Source organism: Caballeronia sp. GAWG2-1 (assembly GCF_023631405.1).
GTDB lineage: Bacteria > Pseudomonadota > Gammaproteobacteria > Burkholderiales > Burkholderiaceae > Caballeronia.
This window is the reverse complement of the sequence record NZ_JALQDD010000007.1, coordinates 356,857-374,268: the sequence shown is the minus strand read 5'-3', so window position 1 is coordinate 374,268 and position 17,412 is coordinate 356,857. Positions and strand designations below refer to the sequence as shown.

The 17,412-nt window shown below is 60.3% G+C and carries 8 protein-coding genes and 1 pseudogene; 2 read left to right on the top strand and 7 right to left on the bottom strand.

Annotation, left to right across the window (positions count from 1 at the left end; all coding sequences use genetic code 11):
• Positions 1-104: 104 nt before the first annotated feature.
• Positions 105-350: pseudogene (locus tag NCR98_RS06600) on the bottom strand (SDR family NAD(P)-dependent oxidoreductase); the annotation flags it as partial.
• Positions 351-927: 577 nt separating this feature from the next.
• Between NCR98_RS06600 and NCR98_RS06595 the strand changes: the two are divergent.
• Together NCR98_RS06595 and NCR98_RS06590 are read left to right on the top strand one after the other, a co-directional pair.
• Complete coding sequence (locus tag NCR98_RS06595) at positions 928-1,140, top strand: YgaP family membrane protein (RefSeq protein WP_250525807.1); 213 nt, start codon at positions 928-930, stop codon at positions 1,138-1,140.
• A gap of 130 nt (positions 1,141-1,270) precedes the next feature.
• The gene (locus tag NCR98_RS06590) at positions 1,271-1,429 is read left to right on the top strand and encodes a hypothetical protein (protein ID WP_250525806.1); all 159 of its coding nucleotides are present in this window, start codon (positions 1,271-1,273) and stop codon (positions 1,427-1,429) included.
• Positions 1,430-1,478: 49 nt separating this feature from the next.
• Here the strand turns inward: NCR98_RS06590 and NCR98_RS06585 are convergent, their stop codons facing one another.
• Genes NCR98_RS06585 through NCR98_RS06560 form a run of 6 tightly spaced genes read right to left on the bottom strand, consistent with a single transcriptional unit; the run spans position 1,479 to position 17,327 of the window.
• A complete protein-coding gene (locus NCR98_RS06585; protein WP_250525805.1) occupies positions 1,479-2,933 on the bottom strand; it encodes an efflux transporter outer membrane subunit in 1,455 nt (484 codons plus the stop codon).
• On the bottom strand, positions 2,930-4,534 hold the full coding sequence (locus tag NCR98_RS06580; RefSeq protein ID WP_250525804.1) for a DHA2 family efflux MFS transporter permease subunit: 1,605 nt from the start codon (positions 4,532-4,534) through the stop codon (positions 2,930-2,932). The genes NCR98_RS06585 and NCR98_RS06580 overlap by 4 nt, the downstream gene beginning before the upstream one ends.
• The gene (locus NCR98_RS06575) at positions 4,531-5,697 is read right to left on the bottom strand and encodes an HlyD family secretion protein (protein ID WP_250525803.1); all 1,167 of its coding nucleotides are present in this window, start codon (positions 5,695-5,697) and stop codon (positions 4,531-4,533) included. The genes NCR98_RS06580 and NCR98_RS06575 overlap by 4 nt, the downstream gene beginning before the upstream one ends.
• A gap of 46 nt (positions 5,698-5,743) precedes the next feature.
• Positions 5,744-7,009, bottom strand: a complete 1,266-nt coding sequence (locus NCR98_RS06570) for a flavin-containing monooxygenase (protein ID WP_250525802.1) — start codon at positions 7,007-7,009, stop codon at positions 5,744-5,746.
• Positions 7,006-11,028 (bottom strand): non-ribosomal peptide synthetase, encoded by a 4,023-nt coding sequence (locus NCR98_RS06565; RefSeq protein ID WP_250525801.1) that lies wholly within the window; start codon positions 11,026-11,028, stop codon positions 7,006-7,008. The genes NCR98_RS06570 and NCR98_RS06565 overlap by 4 nt, the downstream gene beginning before the upstream one ends.
• Complete coding sequence (locus NCR98_RS06560) at positions 11,025-17,327, bottom strand: type I polyketide synthase (RefSeq protein WP_250525800.1); 6,303 nt, start codon at positions 17,325-17,327, stop codon at positions 11,025-11,027. The genes NCR98_RS06565 and NCR98_RS06560 overlap by 4 nt, the downstream gene beginning before the upstream one ends.
• Positions 17,328-17,412: the final 85 nt, after the last annotated feature.

The following is a 17,412-nucleotide window of genomic DNA, read 5'->3' as shown; positions in this document are numbered from 1 at the left end:
TTGGAAGCAGGAACCGACCCCAAACCGGACATTTCAATTTAGCCGGATATCGGACATTTCAAATTGGCCTCGACATGCGTGTAGCGGGCATATTCTAATGTCGTGCGTCGAACTGCGCCCGGGGTTTCGTAGTACTTATCGATCACGTCGGGCGTGGCGAGCAGCGAGGACGTATCAAGAAACTCCGGGCGGAGATAGCCCAACTCGACCACTGTCGTGTGACTGTCCAGCGGCTCCAATTTGGCATGCATGGCTTCCGTGATGCCTTCGACCGCGAACTTTGTCGATGAATACACGACCGAACCGGCCGCCGCCCGTTAGCCGCCAATCGATGAAATGTTGATGACGTGGCTTAAGGCCGACCCGACCTCTTCCGAACTTGCTGCGACACAATCCGGGAATTGAAAGAGCTATAGGGTAGATCGTCCTTTGACCTGCCTGACGTTTTTTATCTCGGCAAAGAGTTTAGGCGGCCGATTGCCGCCTGATGCTAACGAGCAATTCTCGAGTCGAGCGCAACGTCGGCGATGCGTGCCTTGCCTTGACTAAAGCAAACATCGGCGACAACACAGGTGGTGAAAATCCGCGAATCGCCGAGTTTGCGTGCGCCCTGGCAATCTCCCTTTCCTATCGATAAAAATGACGTATATAAGAATACCTAATCATTTTTTATCTCATAATAAGATCACGATCAACTCATTGACATCGTTCATGTATGACGCATATCCTTAGCATTGAATATTTGCTTCGCATAACGAATTTCAAGCGGATTTGCTGGCAAGTGGCAAATGTATTTCTTGCGAGCGCAAGTATTCCCGTCGGCGCAGAATCAGCTGCTCAAGATAGCTTCAATTTAGCTTTTTCGCACACATCTCAACAGAAAGCTTGCCGTCTTAACTCATTAATCGAACAAGAGAACAAACGCATATGTCTGCACTTTTTTTTCAGAAAAACCTGCCTCTGTGGGAGCGTGCCCTTCGAACCTGCGTTGGCGTGGCTGTCGCCATCGTCGCGTTCGTCATCCCTATGGAGCCGTGGCTCAAGTGGCTGCTTGTCGTTGCGGGCGTGTCGTTCGTCGTGATGGGTTTCGTCGGTTTTTGTCCAATGTGCGCGATGGTGGGCCGAAGACTGAAGGGATAACGAACTCCGTTCGAATCTTCCCGAAGACGCATCGACAACACTCATCTCGGAGGCATCCATGTATTGCAGTCGATCTATCACCATTCATCTGTTGATGGGAGTTCTAGCGCTCCTTCTCATCGGCGCGGGCATGTATCTCCTGATTTTTTCCGCCTTGTCAGTGAAGCTGTTTTCCATGGTTTGCTTTGTCACCGCCCTCTTCCTGCTCAAGGGGTGTCCCATGTGCTGGCTCGCAGGTCTTGTGGAGAAGATCGCCGCCCAGAAGGCGAAGCCGTTGGCATCGTCGTAGAACCGTCACGTCGCCAGGAGGCGCATCAACGCGCATCCTGGCGACGCCATCACTCCAACTGGCCGGGAGTTACCGCACTCCCTGCGTCCCAGCCCCCGCCTACCGCACGCACTAGTTCGACGCTAGCGACGAGCGCCCGCATGCGGTTTTGCAGGCTGGCTCGTTCGATGGTCAGCATCGTGCGCTCCGACTCCAGCACATCCAGGTAGTTGGTCAAGCCACTCTTCTGACGGGCCTTGGCGACTGCAATCGCTCGTCTGGCAGCATCGAGCGCTTGCTGTCGTCCCGTCACAGCGGTTTCGTTCGTCGCGATTTCAGTCAGCGCATCGTCGACTTCTTTCAGCGCCAGCAACAGCTTGCTCTTGTGCGATGCCACGGCCTCTTGGTAGCGCGCATCCGCCGCCGCGAGGTTTGCCTTGTTCCTGCCGTCATCGAAAATCGGCAAGGAGATGGCCAGGGGGCCGAACGACAACTGTTGACCGCTGAGCAGCGAACCAAGATCCCTGGACGCGAATCCAAAATCTCCCGTCAGTTTGATCGTCGGGTAAAACGCCGTTTCAGCGATGTTTCGATCGGCAATCGCCGCGCGGATGTCCTGCGCACTCGCTGCCAGATCAGGACGTCGCGAAAGGATCGTCGCGGGCGCGCCAGGAGCCATACGCGGCGGCGGTGGCGGCAGCCAGTCGGCGGTGGCTTCGTCGTGATGAATCGCCGGCACGGAAAACTCCGCCACCGGCCGCGCGGTCAGAGTAGCGAGGCTGTGCTCGTTCAACTCGCGCCGCTTGCGCGCTTCTTCCATGTCGGCCGTGGAGTTCGCCAGTTCGGCGCGGGCCCGGGCCAAGTCGAGTTCGCCCGCCAATCCACCGCGATAGCGCGTTGTCAGCAGGCCAACGGTTTCGGCATGTGAGCGCTGAACAGCTTGCAGGAATGCCAGATCCGCTTCCGCCGAGCGCATCTGCCAATAAAACTGAACCACTTCGGAACAGAGAATCAACATGTACGAATCGATGTCGATCTTCGCCAACTCGACCCGGGTATTGGCTGCCTTCACGGCATTGGCCACGCGTCCCCACAGGTCCGGTTCCCAGGAGGCTCTGGTTTCGATCGTATACTGGCTGCCTTTGATCGATTGCTGCCCAAGCGCTAGGCCGAACGGTGTATTGGGCGAAGTGCGAGAGTAGCCAATGCCGACGTCGGCATCAAGACGCGGTAGTGATGTGGACGAGACGGCATTGACCTGTTCGCGGGCAGCACGCAATCGGGCATAAACGACACCCAGATTGGGATTGTCCCGCAAGCTCGTTTTCACGAGCTGGTTGAGGACTGGGTCGTGATAATTTTCCCACCACTTGCCCTGAATACGCTCGCCGTTAAAGTCACCCTTGAACTGCTGCGGCGCGTTGACAGGTCCTTCGATGGGAGTCAGCGGACCCGTGGAACAACCCGCCTGCGACAACGCGAGCGTCAACAAAAGAAGCTGGTACTTGTTCTTGCGGATGCTCATTTTCCCGTTCCAGAAACCACTCTATCTGCCAGCCAGATGACCACGGCCGACGCACTCAACACGACACCCAGGACGAAAAAACAGTCGTTATAGGCCATGACGTACGCCTCCCGGCGCACCACATGCGAAATCGCCGCGAAAGCCTGATTGGTCGCACTGGACGAGTCCGCATCACTTTGCAGAAAGCCGGACGACAAACGCCCGATTCGCTCAAGCACACTGTTCGAAAAAAAAGAAACCGATTCACCAAGGCGCATCGAATGGTATTTCTCCCGCGTAGTGAGTAATGTCGCGAGGATGGCGGTCCCGACGGCGCCACCCAGTATTCGCGACATATTGAACAGGCTGGACGCCGAGGACATGTTGGTCAGTTCCATCCGGGCCGTGGCGAAATTGGACAAGGTCAACACGATCATCGGCTGACCCAGACCTCTAAACAGTTGCGAGGCCACTAACTGGTCGTGCATGGTGCCCGCCGTCATGTTGGTATTCATAAACGACGATACGGCGAACAGAATCAGACCCAGCGCGCAAATTAGACGGTTGTCGTAGACTTTTGCGAACCTGGCCACGACAGGCATCAGAAATATTTGTGGCAGCCCCATCCACATGATGACCAGGCCTATCTGGAAGGAGTTGTAGCCCGCGATCTGCGAGAGAAACAACGGCAGCAGAAATGTCGACCCGTACAGCGCCATGCCGCTCGTGGCGCCGACGATGGACGACACGCCGAAATTCCGGCGCGCGTAGAGTCGCAGGTTCACGTAAGGGCTCGTGCGCGAGAACATCCTGTATATCCAGATGCTCAGGTTCACCAGCGCCAGCCCGAAGAAGACCTGAACGAAGCGCGAGTCGAACCAGTCGCGCGTGTTGCCTTCTTCGAGGAAGACGATCAGCGAGACTAGCCCCACCGTCATTGTCGCGATGGACAGCCAGTCGGCTTGCCGGAGCGCACCGGCCTTGCCCGCATCGTGGTCGAGCCCGTGGGCAAGGCCAATCAGCAACAGGATGCCCGGCCCCCAGTTGATGAAAAAGATCGACGGCCAGCCATACATACTCGTTAGCACGCCGCCGATGGTCGGACCGAAGGCCGGCGCCAAGGTGGTGGAAAGCATCAGCCACGCAAGTCCTGCCGGGCGGCTGGCCGGCGGAAGGCGCGTCAACAGCAGCGTCATGGCCATCGGAATCAGCGCGCCGCCCGCCAGGCCCTGCAGCATGCGAAAGACGATCATGCTTTCCAGATTCCACGCATAGCCACACAAGGTGGAAAACACGAGGAAAAAAAATCCGCTGGCCAGCATGTACATACGGAGACCAAGAACGGTCATGAAAAAGGCCGTCACCGGAATGACCGTCACCTCGGCCGCCAGATAGGCGGTGGACATCCACGAGCCTTCGTCCTGTGTGGCGGACAGCGAGCCGAAGATGTCCTTGAGCGATGCATTGGTGATCTGGATGTCCAGAATGGACATGAATACGCCGAGAATCGCGGCGGAGACCGCCACCCACGTCCGACGCAAGGCCGCATCGTCGGTAAGCGGGTCTGGTGATGACGGCTTGCCGGGGCCGCTTTGGAACATATCGGTGCCGACGGTCTTCATGAGCGCCCTTGATGACTGGCTGCTGCGGCAGGATGCGCGGGGCGACCCTGCCGAAGATCAATCTCCACGACTGCGGACATGCCCGGCGCAAGACGCGACTTGTAGGCATCGACGGAGGACGGCTCCAGCGAAATTCGCACGGGAACGCGCTGAACGATCTTGGTGAAGTTACCGGTTGCGTTGTCCGGCGGCAGCAGCGCGAACTGATTGCCGGACGCGGGCGAGAAGCTCTCGATATGCCCAACGAAATCGTGCGCCGGAAAGGCATCCACGTGAACGGTCGCAGTCTGCCCCGGCACCAGTTGGCCAAGCTGGGTTTCCTTGAAATTTGCATTGACCCACACATGGTCCTGCACGATGGCAAGCACCTGCTGACCTAGCGCGATCCGGGATCCGACCTCCACGTTCTTCCTGCCTACGACGCCGCTGACTGGCGCGTGGATGTCGTTATAGCTCAGTTGAAGTTGCGCGTCCTGAAGTTGAACGAGCAGCCCACTTTTCTTGGCGAGCAGGATGTCTCTCGACGCGACGGCCGAAGCCATGCCGGCCTGCGCCGCGGATTGTCGTTCCTTCTTTTCGAGCAGCTCGGCGGCAGCCACGTCGGCGGCGGCCACCGCATTATCCAGCTCTTGCCTTGACACCGCCCGCATTTCCTCGGTGAACACGGTCTTGTAGCGCGCCGCATCGGTGCGCGCCCGGCGTGCTTGTGCCTCGGCGCGCTCGACCTCTGCCCTGGCCGATTGGACCTCGGCGGTCGACTTCCGGATTTGTGCTTCGACCTGCTTGCTTTGCGCATCGATTTCCACGAACAGGGCCTGGACCTCGCGGACCTTGATTTCCTGATCGGATTTGTCGAGTTGGATCATCAGGTCCCCGGCGCTCACTCGTTGATTTTCTTTAATGAGAACCCTGCTCACCGTGCCGGCGATACGCGGTGAAACGAAAGTGATGTTGCCGTCGAGAAAAGCGTTGTCCGTTTCCTCGAAATAGTGGCTTCGCCATGCCATGCGCGCCGCAACCATCAAAGCCGCAACGACGACCGCGCCGATGATCAACCGGTTCTTCCGGCGGCCATCGCGCCGCTGGGCCGAAACTGCGGAAGCAGCAGCGTCGTTCGGATCGGGCACGGATAACCGTGCCGCCGTATCTTGATTCTCAGGCATCTCCACCTTTTGCGTGATCTGTATGAATTAGGACAGTGATGAAGCATCAACCGTGTCTTACGGCAGACGTGCGCCGCACGATCTCGGACACCACGTGCGCCGCGTCGTCGCCCACGCCGCCCAGAAGGCCGGACTTCTGCTTGTACAACCACGGCAGTCCGACGAAGTAGAGGCCTGGCTGTGCGGTGACGCCGCGCTTCTGGACGGGATATCCGTCCTCGTCAAACACCGGGAAGTCCACCAAACTGAAGTCGAACCGGTAACCTGTTGCCCAGATGACGGTTTCGATGCCCTCTCGCGTGGCGTCGAGCGAAGAAAGTTGCTCGCACTCGAAACCATCCTTCCACTGCGTCAAGCGTTGCGATTCGCAGTCGAGTCGATGCTCTGCGATGTACTGATCGATTTGCTCGAGAAGCGATTTCTCGAACTCGTCGGCCAGTTTCAGATTCCGGTGCAGGTCCGGCGCAAGATAAATTGTGCTATTGCGCACGTCCATCAGCCGGCCCAGTAGCGTGATGCCGTCGCGGTGGAAGCGGTGCAGATTGATATCGCGGCCATCCGATCGGCCGACAATGTGCGGGTTGGCCGCGAACTTGATTCCTGGCGACATCAACTGGTCCACTGTTTTATCCGCAAGGCCAAGCAGTTCCAGCCACTCCGAACTATCCTTGCCGCGATACCGCCGCGGCGCCCGGCCCGACTCGCCGACGCACAGGAATACCTTCCGGTTGCTGCGATTGATTTCGTCGGCAATTTGGGCGCCAGATTGGGAACTTCCGACCACGAGCACGGCCCCTCGTCCCAGCTGCTCAGGGTTCTTGTAGTCGCTGGAATGCAGTTGACGGACGTGGCTGGAAAAGCCCCGTTCAAACGAAGGAATGCGAGGTGTCTGAAACAGGCCCGTGGCCATGACCACCTGCTTCGCCCGCATTTTGCCGGCATTGGTCTCCACCTCGAAGTCGTCGTCCACGCCCGCGGTCACTGACAGCACCCGGGTGTTGTAAAGCACGGGCAATTGATACTTCGCGACGTAAGCCTTGAAACGAGCCGCCACTTCGGCCTTGGTCATGAACCCGTGGGGATCGGTCCCGTCGTACTCCGCGCCAGGAATCCGGAAAGTCCAGTTGGGTGTTACGAGGGTAAAGGAGTCCCAAAGACGGTCCGTCCATTTGTGGGCCGGGCGGCCTTCGCTCTCGATGACAAGATGCTCGATGCCGTGCGAACGAAGGTGATAGCTCGTGACCAGACCAGCTTGTCCGGCGCCGATGACGAGCGTGTCCACAGTATTGATGAAAGATGATCGATGGTTCATGCGAGGTTTTTGCTACCAAGAGTCATATCCGTGATTCGGCGAAGACACTCGCCGCGGACAATCGAAAAATGGGTTTCGTCGAGATCGATCGTCTCTCCTGGCGCGGCCGCATTGCCAACTGACGCCGGGAAAGGCACGAGGAAGGGGAAGTCGGAGAGTCGCGTCGCGCGAAACTGCACTGGTGCGATACGGGTTGCTTGCGGCCGGTGAAGAATCAGCGCGTTGAAGTTCGCCCGATGCTCGGCAAGAAGGCTGTCGAAATCGGCCGCCGACAAGCGCACACCGCCCGCCTCGTCGAGCATCGACCTGACTGCCTGCAACCTCCGGGCCTCAGGCAACGACAGCAGCGATTCCAGGTCTTTCGGACTGTTCTGCGTCTGTAGCAGATCGCGAGCGAAATTCTCCAAGAGTCGATGCCCTTCCAGCACCGTACGATCGAGAGCTGGATTCCCGACCCAACTGTCGATCATGATCAGGTTCGCGACCGTCGCGCCGGCGTTCTCCAGCAAACGTGCCATTTCTTGCGCTATGGCGCCGCCCATGGACCATCCCCACAGCGAGATTCGGGCATTGGAAGAAATGTGGCTAGCCAATTCCTCGGAATAACTGGCGGCCATACCCGTCACCGTCCTTGCGACGCCGTCGCCGCGCGACTGGATGCCGATGACAGTCATGTCCGCGGGAACGTAGTCCAGCAGTTCCCGGTAGCACAAGATGTTGCCGCCTACTGGATGAACAGCGACCAGCACATCCCGCGAATCAGACTCGAGAGCCGCGTCCCGAATGCACACCACCGCTTTTCGTGGAAGATTTGAACCGGCACTCCGGGCATGATCTTGCGGGGCGCTTTCGCGGATTAATCCGGCTTGAGCCGCGATCGTGCCGTGACGCAGCAGCGAGGCCAGCGACAAGCTTTGCCCGAACTCGACCGCGATAGCGTTGAGCAGGCGCACCGCTAGTAGCGAACTGCCGCCCAGCGCGAAGAAGTCGTCGTGAACGCCGGGACTTTCGATTCCCAGCAAGCCTTCCCAAAGGCTCGACAAGGCACACTCGGTGTCGTTGCGAGGCAAGATTTTTTCCGTACTTGTTATCTGTAGCACGGCTGCTTTTTGACCCAACGCGGCGCGGTCGATCTTTCCGTTGGCCGTCACGGGCATATGATCGATTTCAACGAGCAAACTGGGCACCATGTACTGGGGCAGCAAATCGCTCAAGTGCTGTCGTATCGATGTCTCGATTGCTACAGCGCGCTCTGGAACAGCGCGATCGCGAACGTAGAATGCCAGCAGTTGCAGCCCGTGCTGTTCACCGACAGTCTTGACTAGCGACGCGGCGCTACGCACGCCGGGGCATCGTTCGAGCACAGCGTCGATCTCGCCCAATTCCATGCGATGCCGATGAATCTTGACTTGGGTGTCGTTGCGCCCGAGAAACTCCAGACAGCCGTCCGAACGGTAGCGGCCGAGGTCCGACGTCTTGTAGAGACGTTCACCGGTCTGAGGATGCGTGATGAAGCTCTGACTAGTCCGTTCCGGGTCCCGGTAGTAGCCCTGCGCCAAACCGATGCCGCCGATATACAGCTCGCCGACGGCGTACGCGGGCCGGGCCTGCAAGGCGTCGTCGAGCACGTGGAAACTTTGGTTCGAAAGCGGCCATCCGTATGGAATACTCCGCCACGCCGGGTTCACCGTATCGATGATGAAATAGTTCGACCAGATCGAGGCTTCGGTGGCTCCGCCCATGCTGACAAACGTCGCGTTCGGCGCGACGGCGGCCATGCGCCCCGGCAGGGATACCGGAATCCAATCGCCGCTCAGCATGATCAGCCGCAAACTCGCAAAGACCGCCGCCGCCTGACCCGCCGATGCTTCGAGCAGCATTTCCAATAGCGCGGGCACGCTGTTCCAGACGGTGACGCCATGCTCCTGAAGACATTTGGCCCAGTCGGCGGGAGACGGGCCGTCGCCGTAAGGCGGCAGCACCAGCGTTGCGCCCCGGCCCAGAGTGGCGAAGATATCGTAGACAGAGAGATCGAAATTGAAGGCCGAGAGACCTAAGACGCGATCGTGCGTGTCTAGGCCAAACCGCGCGATGACGTCCTGGAGCGTGTTGACAGCCCCGCGATGATCAATGGCAACGCCCTTCGGCTGGCCCGTCGATCCGGAGGTGAATATCACATAGGCCAGATCGTGCGGATGCTGAACGTTGGCCAGTGTGAAGGCCTCGGTGGGCGCTTCGTCCGGCAGCACGTCCTCGAGCGCCAGCACTATCACGTCCGCCGGGACGCTCAGACTAGCAACGCATTCCCGCTCGCCTAAAACGACCCTGACGCCCGGCTGCTGGATCAACCACTGCTTTCGTGCCCGGGGAAGGTCATGGGCGACAGGAAGGTACGCGCCGCCAGACTGCACCGTGGCAATGACCGCGGCCACCTGACGCCAGCTCCGCCGTGCCACGATGGCAACGAGGTCATTGGCGCACACGCCCAGGCGCCGCAATGTCGCCGCCAAATGCGTGGTTCTGTGAAACAACTCGCGGTAGCTGATCTCGACGCGGGACGCGATCAGCGCGGTTTGCTCGGGATAAGCAACACACGCCGCGTGGAAGAAGTCATGCAACAGTCCCTGAGGCAGCACCCGTGCGGTCTGATTCGCGAGGCGGCGGGCGGCAAGCGCGGTCTCGGGCAGACTCGGAACGAGCGAAGAAGAGTCCTCCAGCGCCAGAAGTTGACGCAGCGCGTTGCCGTACGTCTCGAACATTTCATCGATCACGCCGACCATGAACACGCCGTCGACGTAATCCCAGTTCAGCATCAGACGGCCTTCATCCATGTAGACCTGATGGTCCAGCCATACCTGAGGCGTGTTCATGCCGCCGCCGTCGGTGCGCCAGCCCAGTTCGGCCGGTGCGGCCATCGAGCCATTCTCGAGTCCCAAGGTGCTGGCAAACACCACCGGCATGGCCGGCAGCACGGACGCCGGACGGCTCATCATCCGGATCACGTCCACGCCGGACACCTTGCAGTATTCGATCTCGCGAAAGAGTTGCCTTTGCAAGGCGCGCGCGCGCCCCTGAAAATCGCCTTCGACTACGGGCACTTCCAGCAGCAAGGTGTTACTGAAATTGCCAATGGTGCGATCGAAGCGCGCATCGTCTGCGGGCCGATTGGAAATCAGCAGATTCAACGTGAAGGCCGGATGACGCGACCACATGCGTAGGACATCCGCGAACAGCGTGCATAGCACGGCGTTAAGCGTGACGCCGAGCTTTCTTGCCTGCAAGCCGAGTTGCTGAACATCGGCCGGTTCAAGGCAGATCTGGAGGCGACGGAAGACCGACTTCCCAGGAATTTCATCCAGATCCCGAATGGGCAGATCCGGTGCGGAAGGCAGTGTCTTGAGCTTGTTGTTCCAGTAATCGAGGGACAGCTGATACTCCGGCTCGGACCTTTCCACAGACAGCCGTTCGGCATACTCGCGAAACGCGGCCGTCGGCGCGTCCATCGCCCTTCCGCTATACGCATGCGTCAGGTCGTGGAAAAACAACGCGAGCGAGTAACCATCCAGGATCAGCAGACGAAACAGGAAATGAACACGATAGCCGTCGTGAACACGATCGACGAAGCAGGCGAACTGGCAGCCGCTGTCCATGCCGGGCAGATGCTCGCTCGCCGCGTCCTTCCGGCTACCCGCGAGGCTCTCTTGGAATGCCACTTCGTGATGCCGCAAGTCACGAATGCGCACCTCGTAGCGTTCGGGCATAGCGGCGATGGACTGCGTGCTGTCCGCATGAACGCGGGTTCGCAGCGCCGGGTGGTTGACCATGAGGACGAGCAGTGCCTGCTCCAGCCGCTGCACATCGAGTTCCGTCGTCCGGAAGCCGCGATACAGGCTGGCAGCGGTGTTCAGTCGATAGCCGTTTTTTTCGCCGATCCAGTAAGCCTGCTGCATCGGAGTCAACGGGTAGGCCCCGCGGACGCTGTCGTTCGGGACAGGCAAGGTCGCAATTCTTCCGCTCATGAGATCTCCTGTGCGGCGTCGATATCCTGCAAGCGCGCCTGACTGGTCTCGCTCGCATCGAGGAAGCGCGACAGCACATCCAGGCTCGGGTAGTGCTCGAAGAGCTGGGGCACCGTCAGCTTCATGCCACGCTGCCGACTGACGACGCGCGTAAATTCCATCAGCACGATGGAATCGACGCCAAGCTCCATGTAGGTGGCGTGAGGATCGATGCTCGCCGCATCGACGTGGATGAGCTTTGCTAGCAGACTCTTCAGCGAGTCCATGGTGCTTAAGCCTGGTTCGGTCCGTGCGTCCGAACTAGGCGCTTTCTTAGCCACCGCAGCCGGCGGATGAATGGCGGGCGCGCCATGCGCGGCCGCCGGAGGCAACGCAGCGTTGGTTTCCGAAGCGAAGGCCAGCAGCACGTTCTGCGGCCACGCCGTGGACGAAACGCCCGTGCCCGGAATGGCGCTGAAGTGATCGAAACCGGCCTTTAGCACACACTCCCGCCATTGATCGATCGCCATGAACGGCAGGTTGCTGACCTTGCGGTGGTCCTGATAGTGGCCAAAGCTCTCGATGTGCGCGAGCGTCAGCATCTGAATTGGCGTATTGACCGTGCCCTCTATGAGCATGGTTACGCCGCCCGGCGCGAGAAGCCGGCGCAGGTCCAGCAGCGTCCGGTCGATGTATTTCGCGGCGTGCACAGCGTTCGCGGCCAGAATCAGGTCGAAAGAAGCCGCTTGATAGCCTTGTTCGGCGAAGCCCTTGTCGAGATCGAAGAGGCCATACTCAATGAACGGCACAGCGGCGAAGTGCGCCCGGGCGCGGTCTGTGAAGAAGTGCGAGACATCCGTGAAGCGATAGACGACGCCTGACTGCGGCAGCGCCTTCAGCAGCGCCGCCGTCGTGCCGCCGGTCCCCGCGCCCAGTTCCAGGATGCGCATGGGAGTCCGGCGCGAAGCGGTGTGCCGGGCCACGAGCGCCCCTAGCACTTCCGCCGCGATACGGTTCTGCATTCTGGATACAGGATTGAGTTGATAAAGCGAGTCGGCGACACTGGTTTGGCCGTCAGGGAACAACAAGTCGAGCGGATTCATCAGGCCCTTGAGCAGCCCGACCTGACTGAAGGCGCACGCCCTTACATAGTCCACGAACGGTCGAACGTCGTCGTCCGCCTGGATCGTGGCGAACAGCGTGGCGACCTGGCTGCGCAGCTTCACCGCATCGAACGCAACGAGGTTGCGAAAGAGGCCGTCACTTCCGGCCGCCTTGACGAAGCCGGTCTGCTCGAGCGTCATTAGCCATTGTCCGAGCGGCGCAAGCCGATTGGCTTTGAGTCCGAACCGTTTGCAGATAGATTGCGCGGACGCCGTTTCTCCAGGCTGGCGGAACTGCCCCAGTTCGGCCAGTGAGGCAGCCATGACCAGCGGGCAGGCCTCTTCTAGACGTTGCCAAATGTCCTCAAAGCGCGCCAACGCCGGGCGCTCGGCAGCGCGGAAGCCGTCAAGGGCCTGTTCGCCGCGGCGGACAACGGCATCCCAAGCCGGCAGTCCGACGAATGGAATCGATGGATCTGGTCGTGTCGGCAATTGCGTCGTTGCGGCGGGAACATCGGGCGAAGCCAGCTCCGGAGAACGCGACCGGAACCAGTGCTGTATTTTCTCGAACTCGTACACCGGCAATGACAGAATCTTGCGTGACGATGCGTCGAAGAACGGCCGCCAATCGATGTCCGCGCCCGCGCCCATCGCGTCCAGCAGGCTTTCGATCACATTCTCGTGGTCGCGGTCGTCTTGCCTCAGCAGCGGCAGCCAGCGAGGGCCAGCATCTCCCAGGCACGCCTTGCCAAGGGCGCACAGAACCGGCCGGGAGCCAATTTCGATTGCCAGGTCGATACCAGCGCGTGCCAGCGTTTGCAGCGAATCAGCAAAGCGCACGGGTTCACGCAACTGACGCGCAAAGTAGTGGCCGTTAAGCTTCTTTCCCGGATTCCACAGGCCACCCGTCACGGTGGAAACGAAGCCAATCTCGGGCGCGTGCAGTTCCAGCGCCTCGGCGGCGTTCATCAGCGCGGGTAGAGCCGGCTCCAAAAGAGCCGAATGGTAAGGACGCTCGACCTGCAACGTGCGCGAGTCTATTCCGCGCTGCTCTTTGAGGCGAGCGCAGAACTGCGACACGGCATCGGTGGTCCCGGACACCACGCAATGTTGCGGGCCATTGACCGCGGCCAGTTCAACCTGACCATTTGCGAGCAGTATTGCGCGCCGGACTGTATCTTCATCGGAAAAGACCGTTGCCATGCTGCCCGAAGCGACCCGGTTCTCGCACAGGTCGCCGCGTACGAGGACCAACCGGAGCGCGTCTTCCAGGGTCATGGCCCCGCAGGTCACTAGCGCCGCATACTCGCCGAGGCTGTGACCCAACGCGAGATCGGCACGGATGCCGAACGACAGTACGACCTGGCTGATGGCGTATTGCAAGGCGAAATGGACCGGTTGCGCCAAGGCGGGCCGTCTCGTGAGCGGGCCGGTAGCGTCCTCGTAGAGCCACGCGTCGAGCGTCATGCCGAGCACCGGCTGCAAGACTTCGTTGCAACGCTTCAAGGCATCCTGAAAGACGGGCATCCGACGAAACTCACGCGCAGCGTTCTTCAGCGGCATGCCTTGTCCTGTGTAGACGAAAGCGATCTTCGGCGCGGCACGCCTGGATACGTATTCATCGCTACCCTGGACCAGAGCCTGCAATTTCGCCGCGAGCGCCGCCGGACCGTCGGCCGTGACTGCGAAACGGACATCTTGCGGCGTTCGGCGGCAACTGCTGGTGTAGGTGAAGTCGGGCCAATCCTGCGCGGGCAAGGTCGAAAGCATCTCGACATAACTGACGGCCAGGCGATCTAGCGCCGCCCTGTCGCGAGCGCTCATGACGAAGGGCAGAACGTCTGAAGAGGGTACCGGCGCGGGCTGCGCCCCAGCTGCATCGCTCGCGTCCCCAACCACCACGCAGGCGTTTGCACCGGAGAAGCCGAAGGCGCTCACCGATGCGTAGCGCCTAGCCTCGGTCGACGAAGGCCAATCGACGCGAGTGCGGGAAATCCGCAGGCGCGCGCCAAGATCAAGCAGCGGGTTGAGCCGCGACAGATTGCGCTGCATCGGAATGGACCCGTGATGCAGCATCAGCAACGCCTTGATGAGTCCGGCCATGCCGGCGGCGGCTTCGAGATGACCGACGTTTGCCTTGGCCGACCCCAGATAGCATGGCTTTCCTTCCGCGTGGGCGCCCTGCGCCAGAACGCGTGACAAGGCCCGGCATTCGATGGAATCGCCTAGCGCCGTACCAGTGCCGTGTGCTTCGACATACTGAAGATCGGACGGGTCGACTTTCGCATCCGCAAGCGCGCGCAACACGAGCGCTTCCTGCGCACTGCCGTTGGGTGCGGTCAGGCCGTTGCTGCGTCCGTCCTGATTGATCGCGGTACCAAGGATGGCGCCATAGATTCGGTCACCGTCGGCCAGCGCGTCCTCGTATCGTTTGACGACCAGCACGCCGCAACCTTCGCTGCGCACGTAGCCGTCGGCCGCTGCGTCGAAGGTCTTGCACTGACCGTCGGGCGCGAGCATACCGGCCTTGGTCAGTCCAATATCCCAGTCCTTGGCAAGCAGAACGTTCACCGCACCAACGAGAGCCGTACGGCATTCGCGCTCGCGCAAGCTGCGGCAAGCGAGATGCACCGCCGTCAGTGCCGACGAACAAGCCGTATCGACGACGAACGACGGGCCGCGCAAATCCAGATGATAGGCAATCCGGTTCGCAATGACCGCCAGCACCGACCCCTGATTGCTGTAAGCGTCCAGTTCACTGTGCGCCAACTGAAGCGATCCGTAGTCGAATGCGGAAGCGCCAAAAAACACACCGGTTTCCGTTCCGGCTAGCGTGGACGGAATGATGCCGGCATCTTCGAGCGCATTCCAGGCCACTTGCATCGCCATGCGCTGCTGAGGGTCGATACACGCCGCTTCGCGATTGGTGATCATGAAGAATGCGTTGTCGAACTGCCCCACGTCGTCAACGAAACCGCCATGACGCGTCGCGCCATCCGCTTCGCGGCGCGTGCCGACACCGCTTCGTCCTTCCGACAGCAATTCCCAGTAGGCCGCCAGATGACTCGCACCCGGAAACCGGCATGCCATGCCGACCACGACGAGAGTGTCGTCATCGGGCGATGCCGTGGCCACGCGCGGCTGCCCGGACGCGGGCGCGGGCGTCCGCACCAGGCCGCCCAGATGCGCCGCCAGCCGCTGGACATCCGGATGGTCATAAAACATTGCGGGAGAGACGGCGATCTTGAAGTGGACCGCCAGTTCTTCCGCGATGCGCGTCGAATCGAGCGACCCTAGTCCGTACTCCGAGAACGGGCGATCCACACGGATGCTTTCTGGCGAAAGCCGCGAAATATCCGCGATACGCCGGATCAGAAAGCGTTCCAATTTCTCCGAGTTGGCCTGGGCTGGCGCGGCGGTCCCGACGGCAGGCACATCCGCGTTACGTTCGCGACTCCACGTTGCGACGAGCCGCAGACTACCGTCGAGAAAAGCCTGCCTGGACTGGCGGCGCTGAATCTTGCCGCTCGAGGTCTTGGCCGTGGTGCCTGGCTGTATCAGGGCGATGGATTCCACCGGGAGATCGAACGCCGCCCCCACCGCGCGCCGGATCGCATCGAACATCTCCTCATAAGGGCCGTTGCGATGTCCGCGCGTGAGTTCCTGGACCACGACCACGCGCTCCTCGCCCTCTCTTAGCACCGAAAAAACAGCGCAGGAGCCATGCACGAAACCAGGATGGGCGCGCTCGAGGAGGCTTTCAGCATCCTGCGGATAATAGTTTGCCCCCCGCACGATGATGAGATCCTTGATGCGCCCGGTCGTAAAGACTTCGCCCTCGTGAATGAAACCGAGGTCACCCGTGCGCAGAAAAACCTTGCCGGGAACGCTGGCCAGGGTGGCGCCGAACGTCGCCGCCGATTCGTCGGGCCGCTTCCAGTAGCCGCTCGCCACGTTGTCGCCGGATACCCAGATTTCCCCGGCCTCGTCCGGCGCGCATTCGGTCAAGCCTGCGGGATCGACGATCTTCACGATGGTGTCCGATAGCGGCTGACCGCAGGCCACCAGGGACGCAACCGTCTCGTCCGGTCCCGCCAACCGGACCTTGTTGCGCTGCAGTTCCTTGTCGGACAAGCGCAGGATGCGACATGGCGAATCCCAGTTCTGGCCTGTGACGATGCATGTCGCTTCGGCCAGACCGTAGGCCGCCGTCATGGCGAGAGGATCGAAACCGAACGGCCCGAACTTTCGGGTGAATCGCTCCACGGTTTCGGCGCGGATCGGCTCTGCGGCGTTGAGCGCCATGCGCCAGGAAGACAGATCGAGACCTTCGCAATCCTGCTCTGTCATGCGCTCACAGCAATGCCCGTAGATGAAGTTGGGCCCCATGCTGTGCGTGCCTTTGAAATCCGAAATCGCGCGCAGCCAGCGCGATGGCTTCTGCGCGACCGCAACGCCCGGCAACAGATAGGCCGAGATGCATCGATACATCGGGAACAGAATGCCGTACAGCAAGCCGAGATCATGGTAATGCGGCACCCAGCAGACGAGCTTGCTGTCGTCGTCATGCCCCAGTCCCTGATCCCATTGCTGCAAATTACTGAGGATGTTTCGGTGCGACAGCATGACTCCCTTGGGCATGCCCGTGGAGCCAGACGTGTATTGCAGCAATGCGATTGCTTCGGGAGACGGCATGTCGAAGCTTAAGTCGGACAACGAATCCCATTCGTCGAATCGATCGACTTCCAGCCACGTCAGGTTTCCATATTCGGGATACCGTCCCACGAAGAGCGCCGAATTGCCGATACTCTTGCTGACACCCAGCACTAGCGATGGCTGGCAATCCTCCATGATCGCGAGCATTCGCCGAACCTTGTTGGAGTCGCCCGTGAGCGGCACCGGTGCAACCGGCACCGCTATGACATCCGCCAAGAGACACGCCAGAAACGCTTCCACGAACTCCAGGCTAACCGGGAACACCATGATGGCTCGCTTGCCCGAAAAGCCCTTCTGCTTCATCCACCCTGCCAGGGCTCTGGCACGCTGGAGCAGTTCGACGTGAGTCAATGTGCGTTCGACGGTTTCCCCGTCCCGTAGACTGGTGTAAGAGGCTGCTACTCCACGGTTTGTATTGCGGACGAAGACTTCGAATAACGAGCCGGAATTCATCTCTTCTTGTTCCTCTTTGACTGATTCTAGTTGCGCACGTCGATTCATTTGGGATGCTCGCGTGCTAAGCGACGATCTGTTCGGATAAATGGACTGGTGCGCGCTCAAAAAATCGACCTTCCATGCGCGTTTT

Excerpts from the sequence above, each read along its gene's own strand:
- NCR98_RS06595 (WP_250525807.1), top strand. The coding sequence starts at position 928 with ATGTCTGCACTTTTTTTTCAGAAAAACCTGCCTCTGTGGGAGCGTGCC.
- NCR98_RS06590 (WP_250525806.1), top strand. The coding sequence starts at position 1,271 with ATGTATCTCCTGATTTTTTCCGCCTTGTCAGTGAAGCTGTTTTCCATG.
- NCR98_RS06585 (WP_250525805.1), bottom strand. The coding sequence starts at position 2,933 with ATGAGCATCCGCAAGAACAAGTACCAGCTTCTTTTGTTGACGCTCGCG.
- NCR98_RS06580 (WP_250525804.1), bottom strand. The coding sequence starts at position 4,534 with ATGAAGACCGTCGGCACCGATATGTTCCAAAGCGGCCCCGGCAAGCCG.
- NCR98_RS06575 (WP_250525803.1), bottom strand. The coding sequence starts at position 5,697 with ATGCCTGAGAATCAAGATACGGCGGCACGGTTATCCGTGCCCGATCCG.
- NCR98_RS06570 (WP_250525802.1), bottom strand. The coding sequence starts at position 7,009 with ATGAACCATCGATCATCTTTCATCAATACTGTGGACACGCTCGTCATC.
- NCR98_RS06565 (WP_250525801.1), bottom strand. The coding sequence starts at position 11,028 with ATGAGCGGAAGAATTGCGACCTTGCCTGTCCCGAACGACAGCGTCCGC.
- NCR98_RS06560 (WP_250525800.1), bottom strand. The coding sequence starts at position 17,327 with ATGAATCGACGTGCGCAACTAGAATCAGTCAAAGAGGAACAAGAAGAG.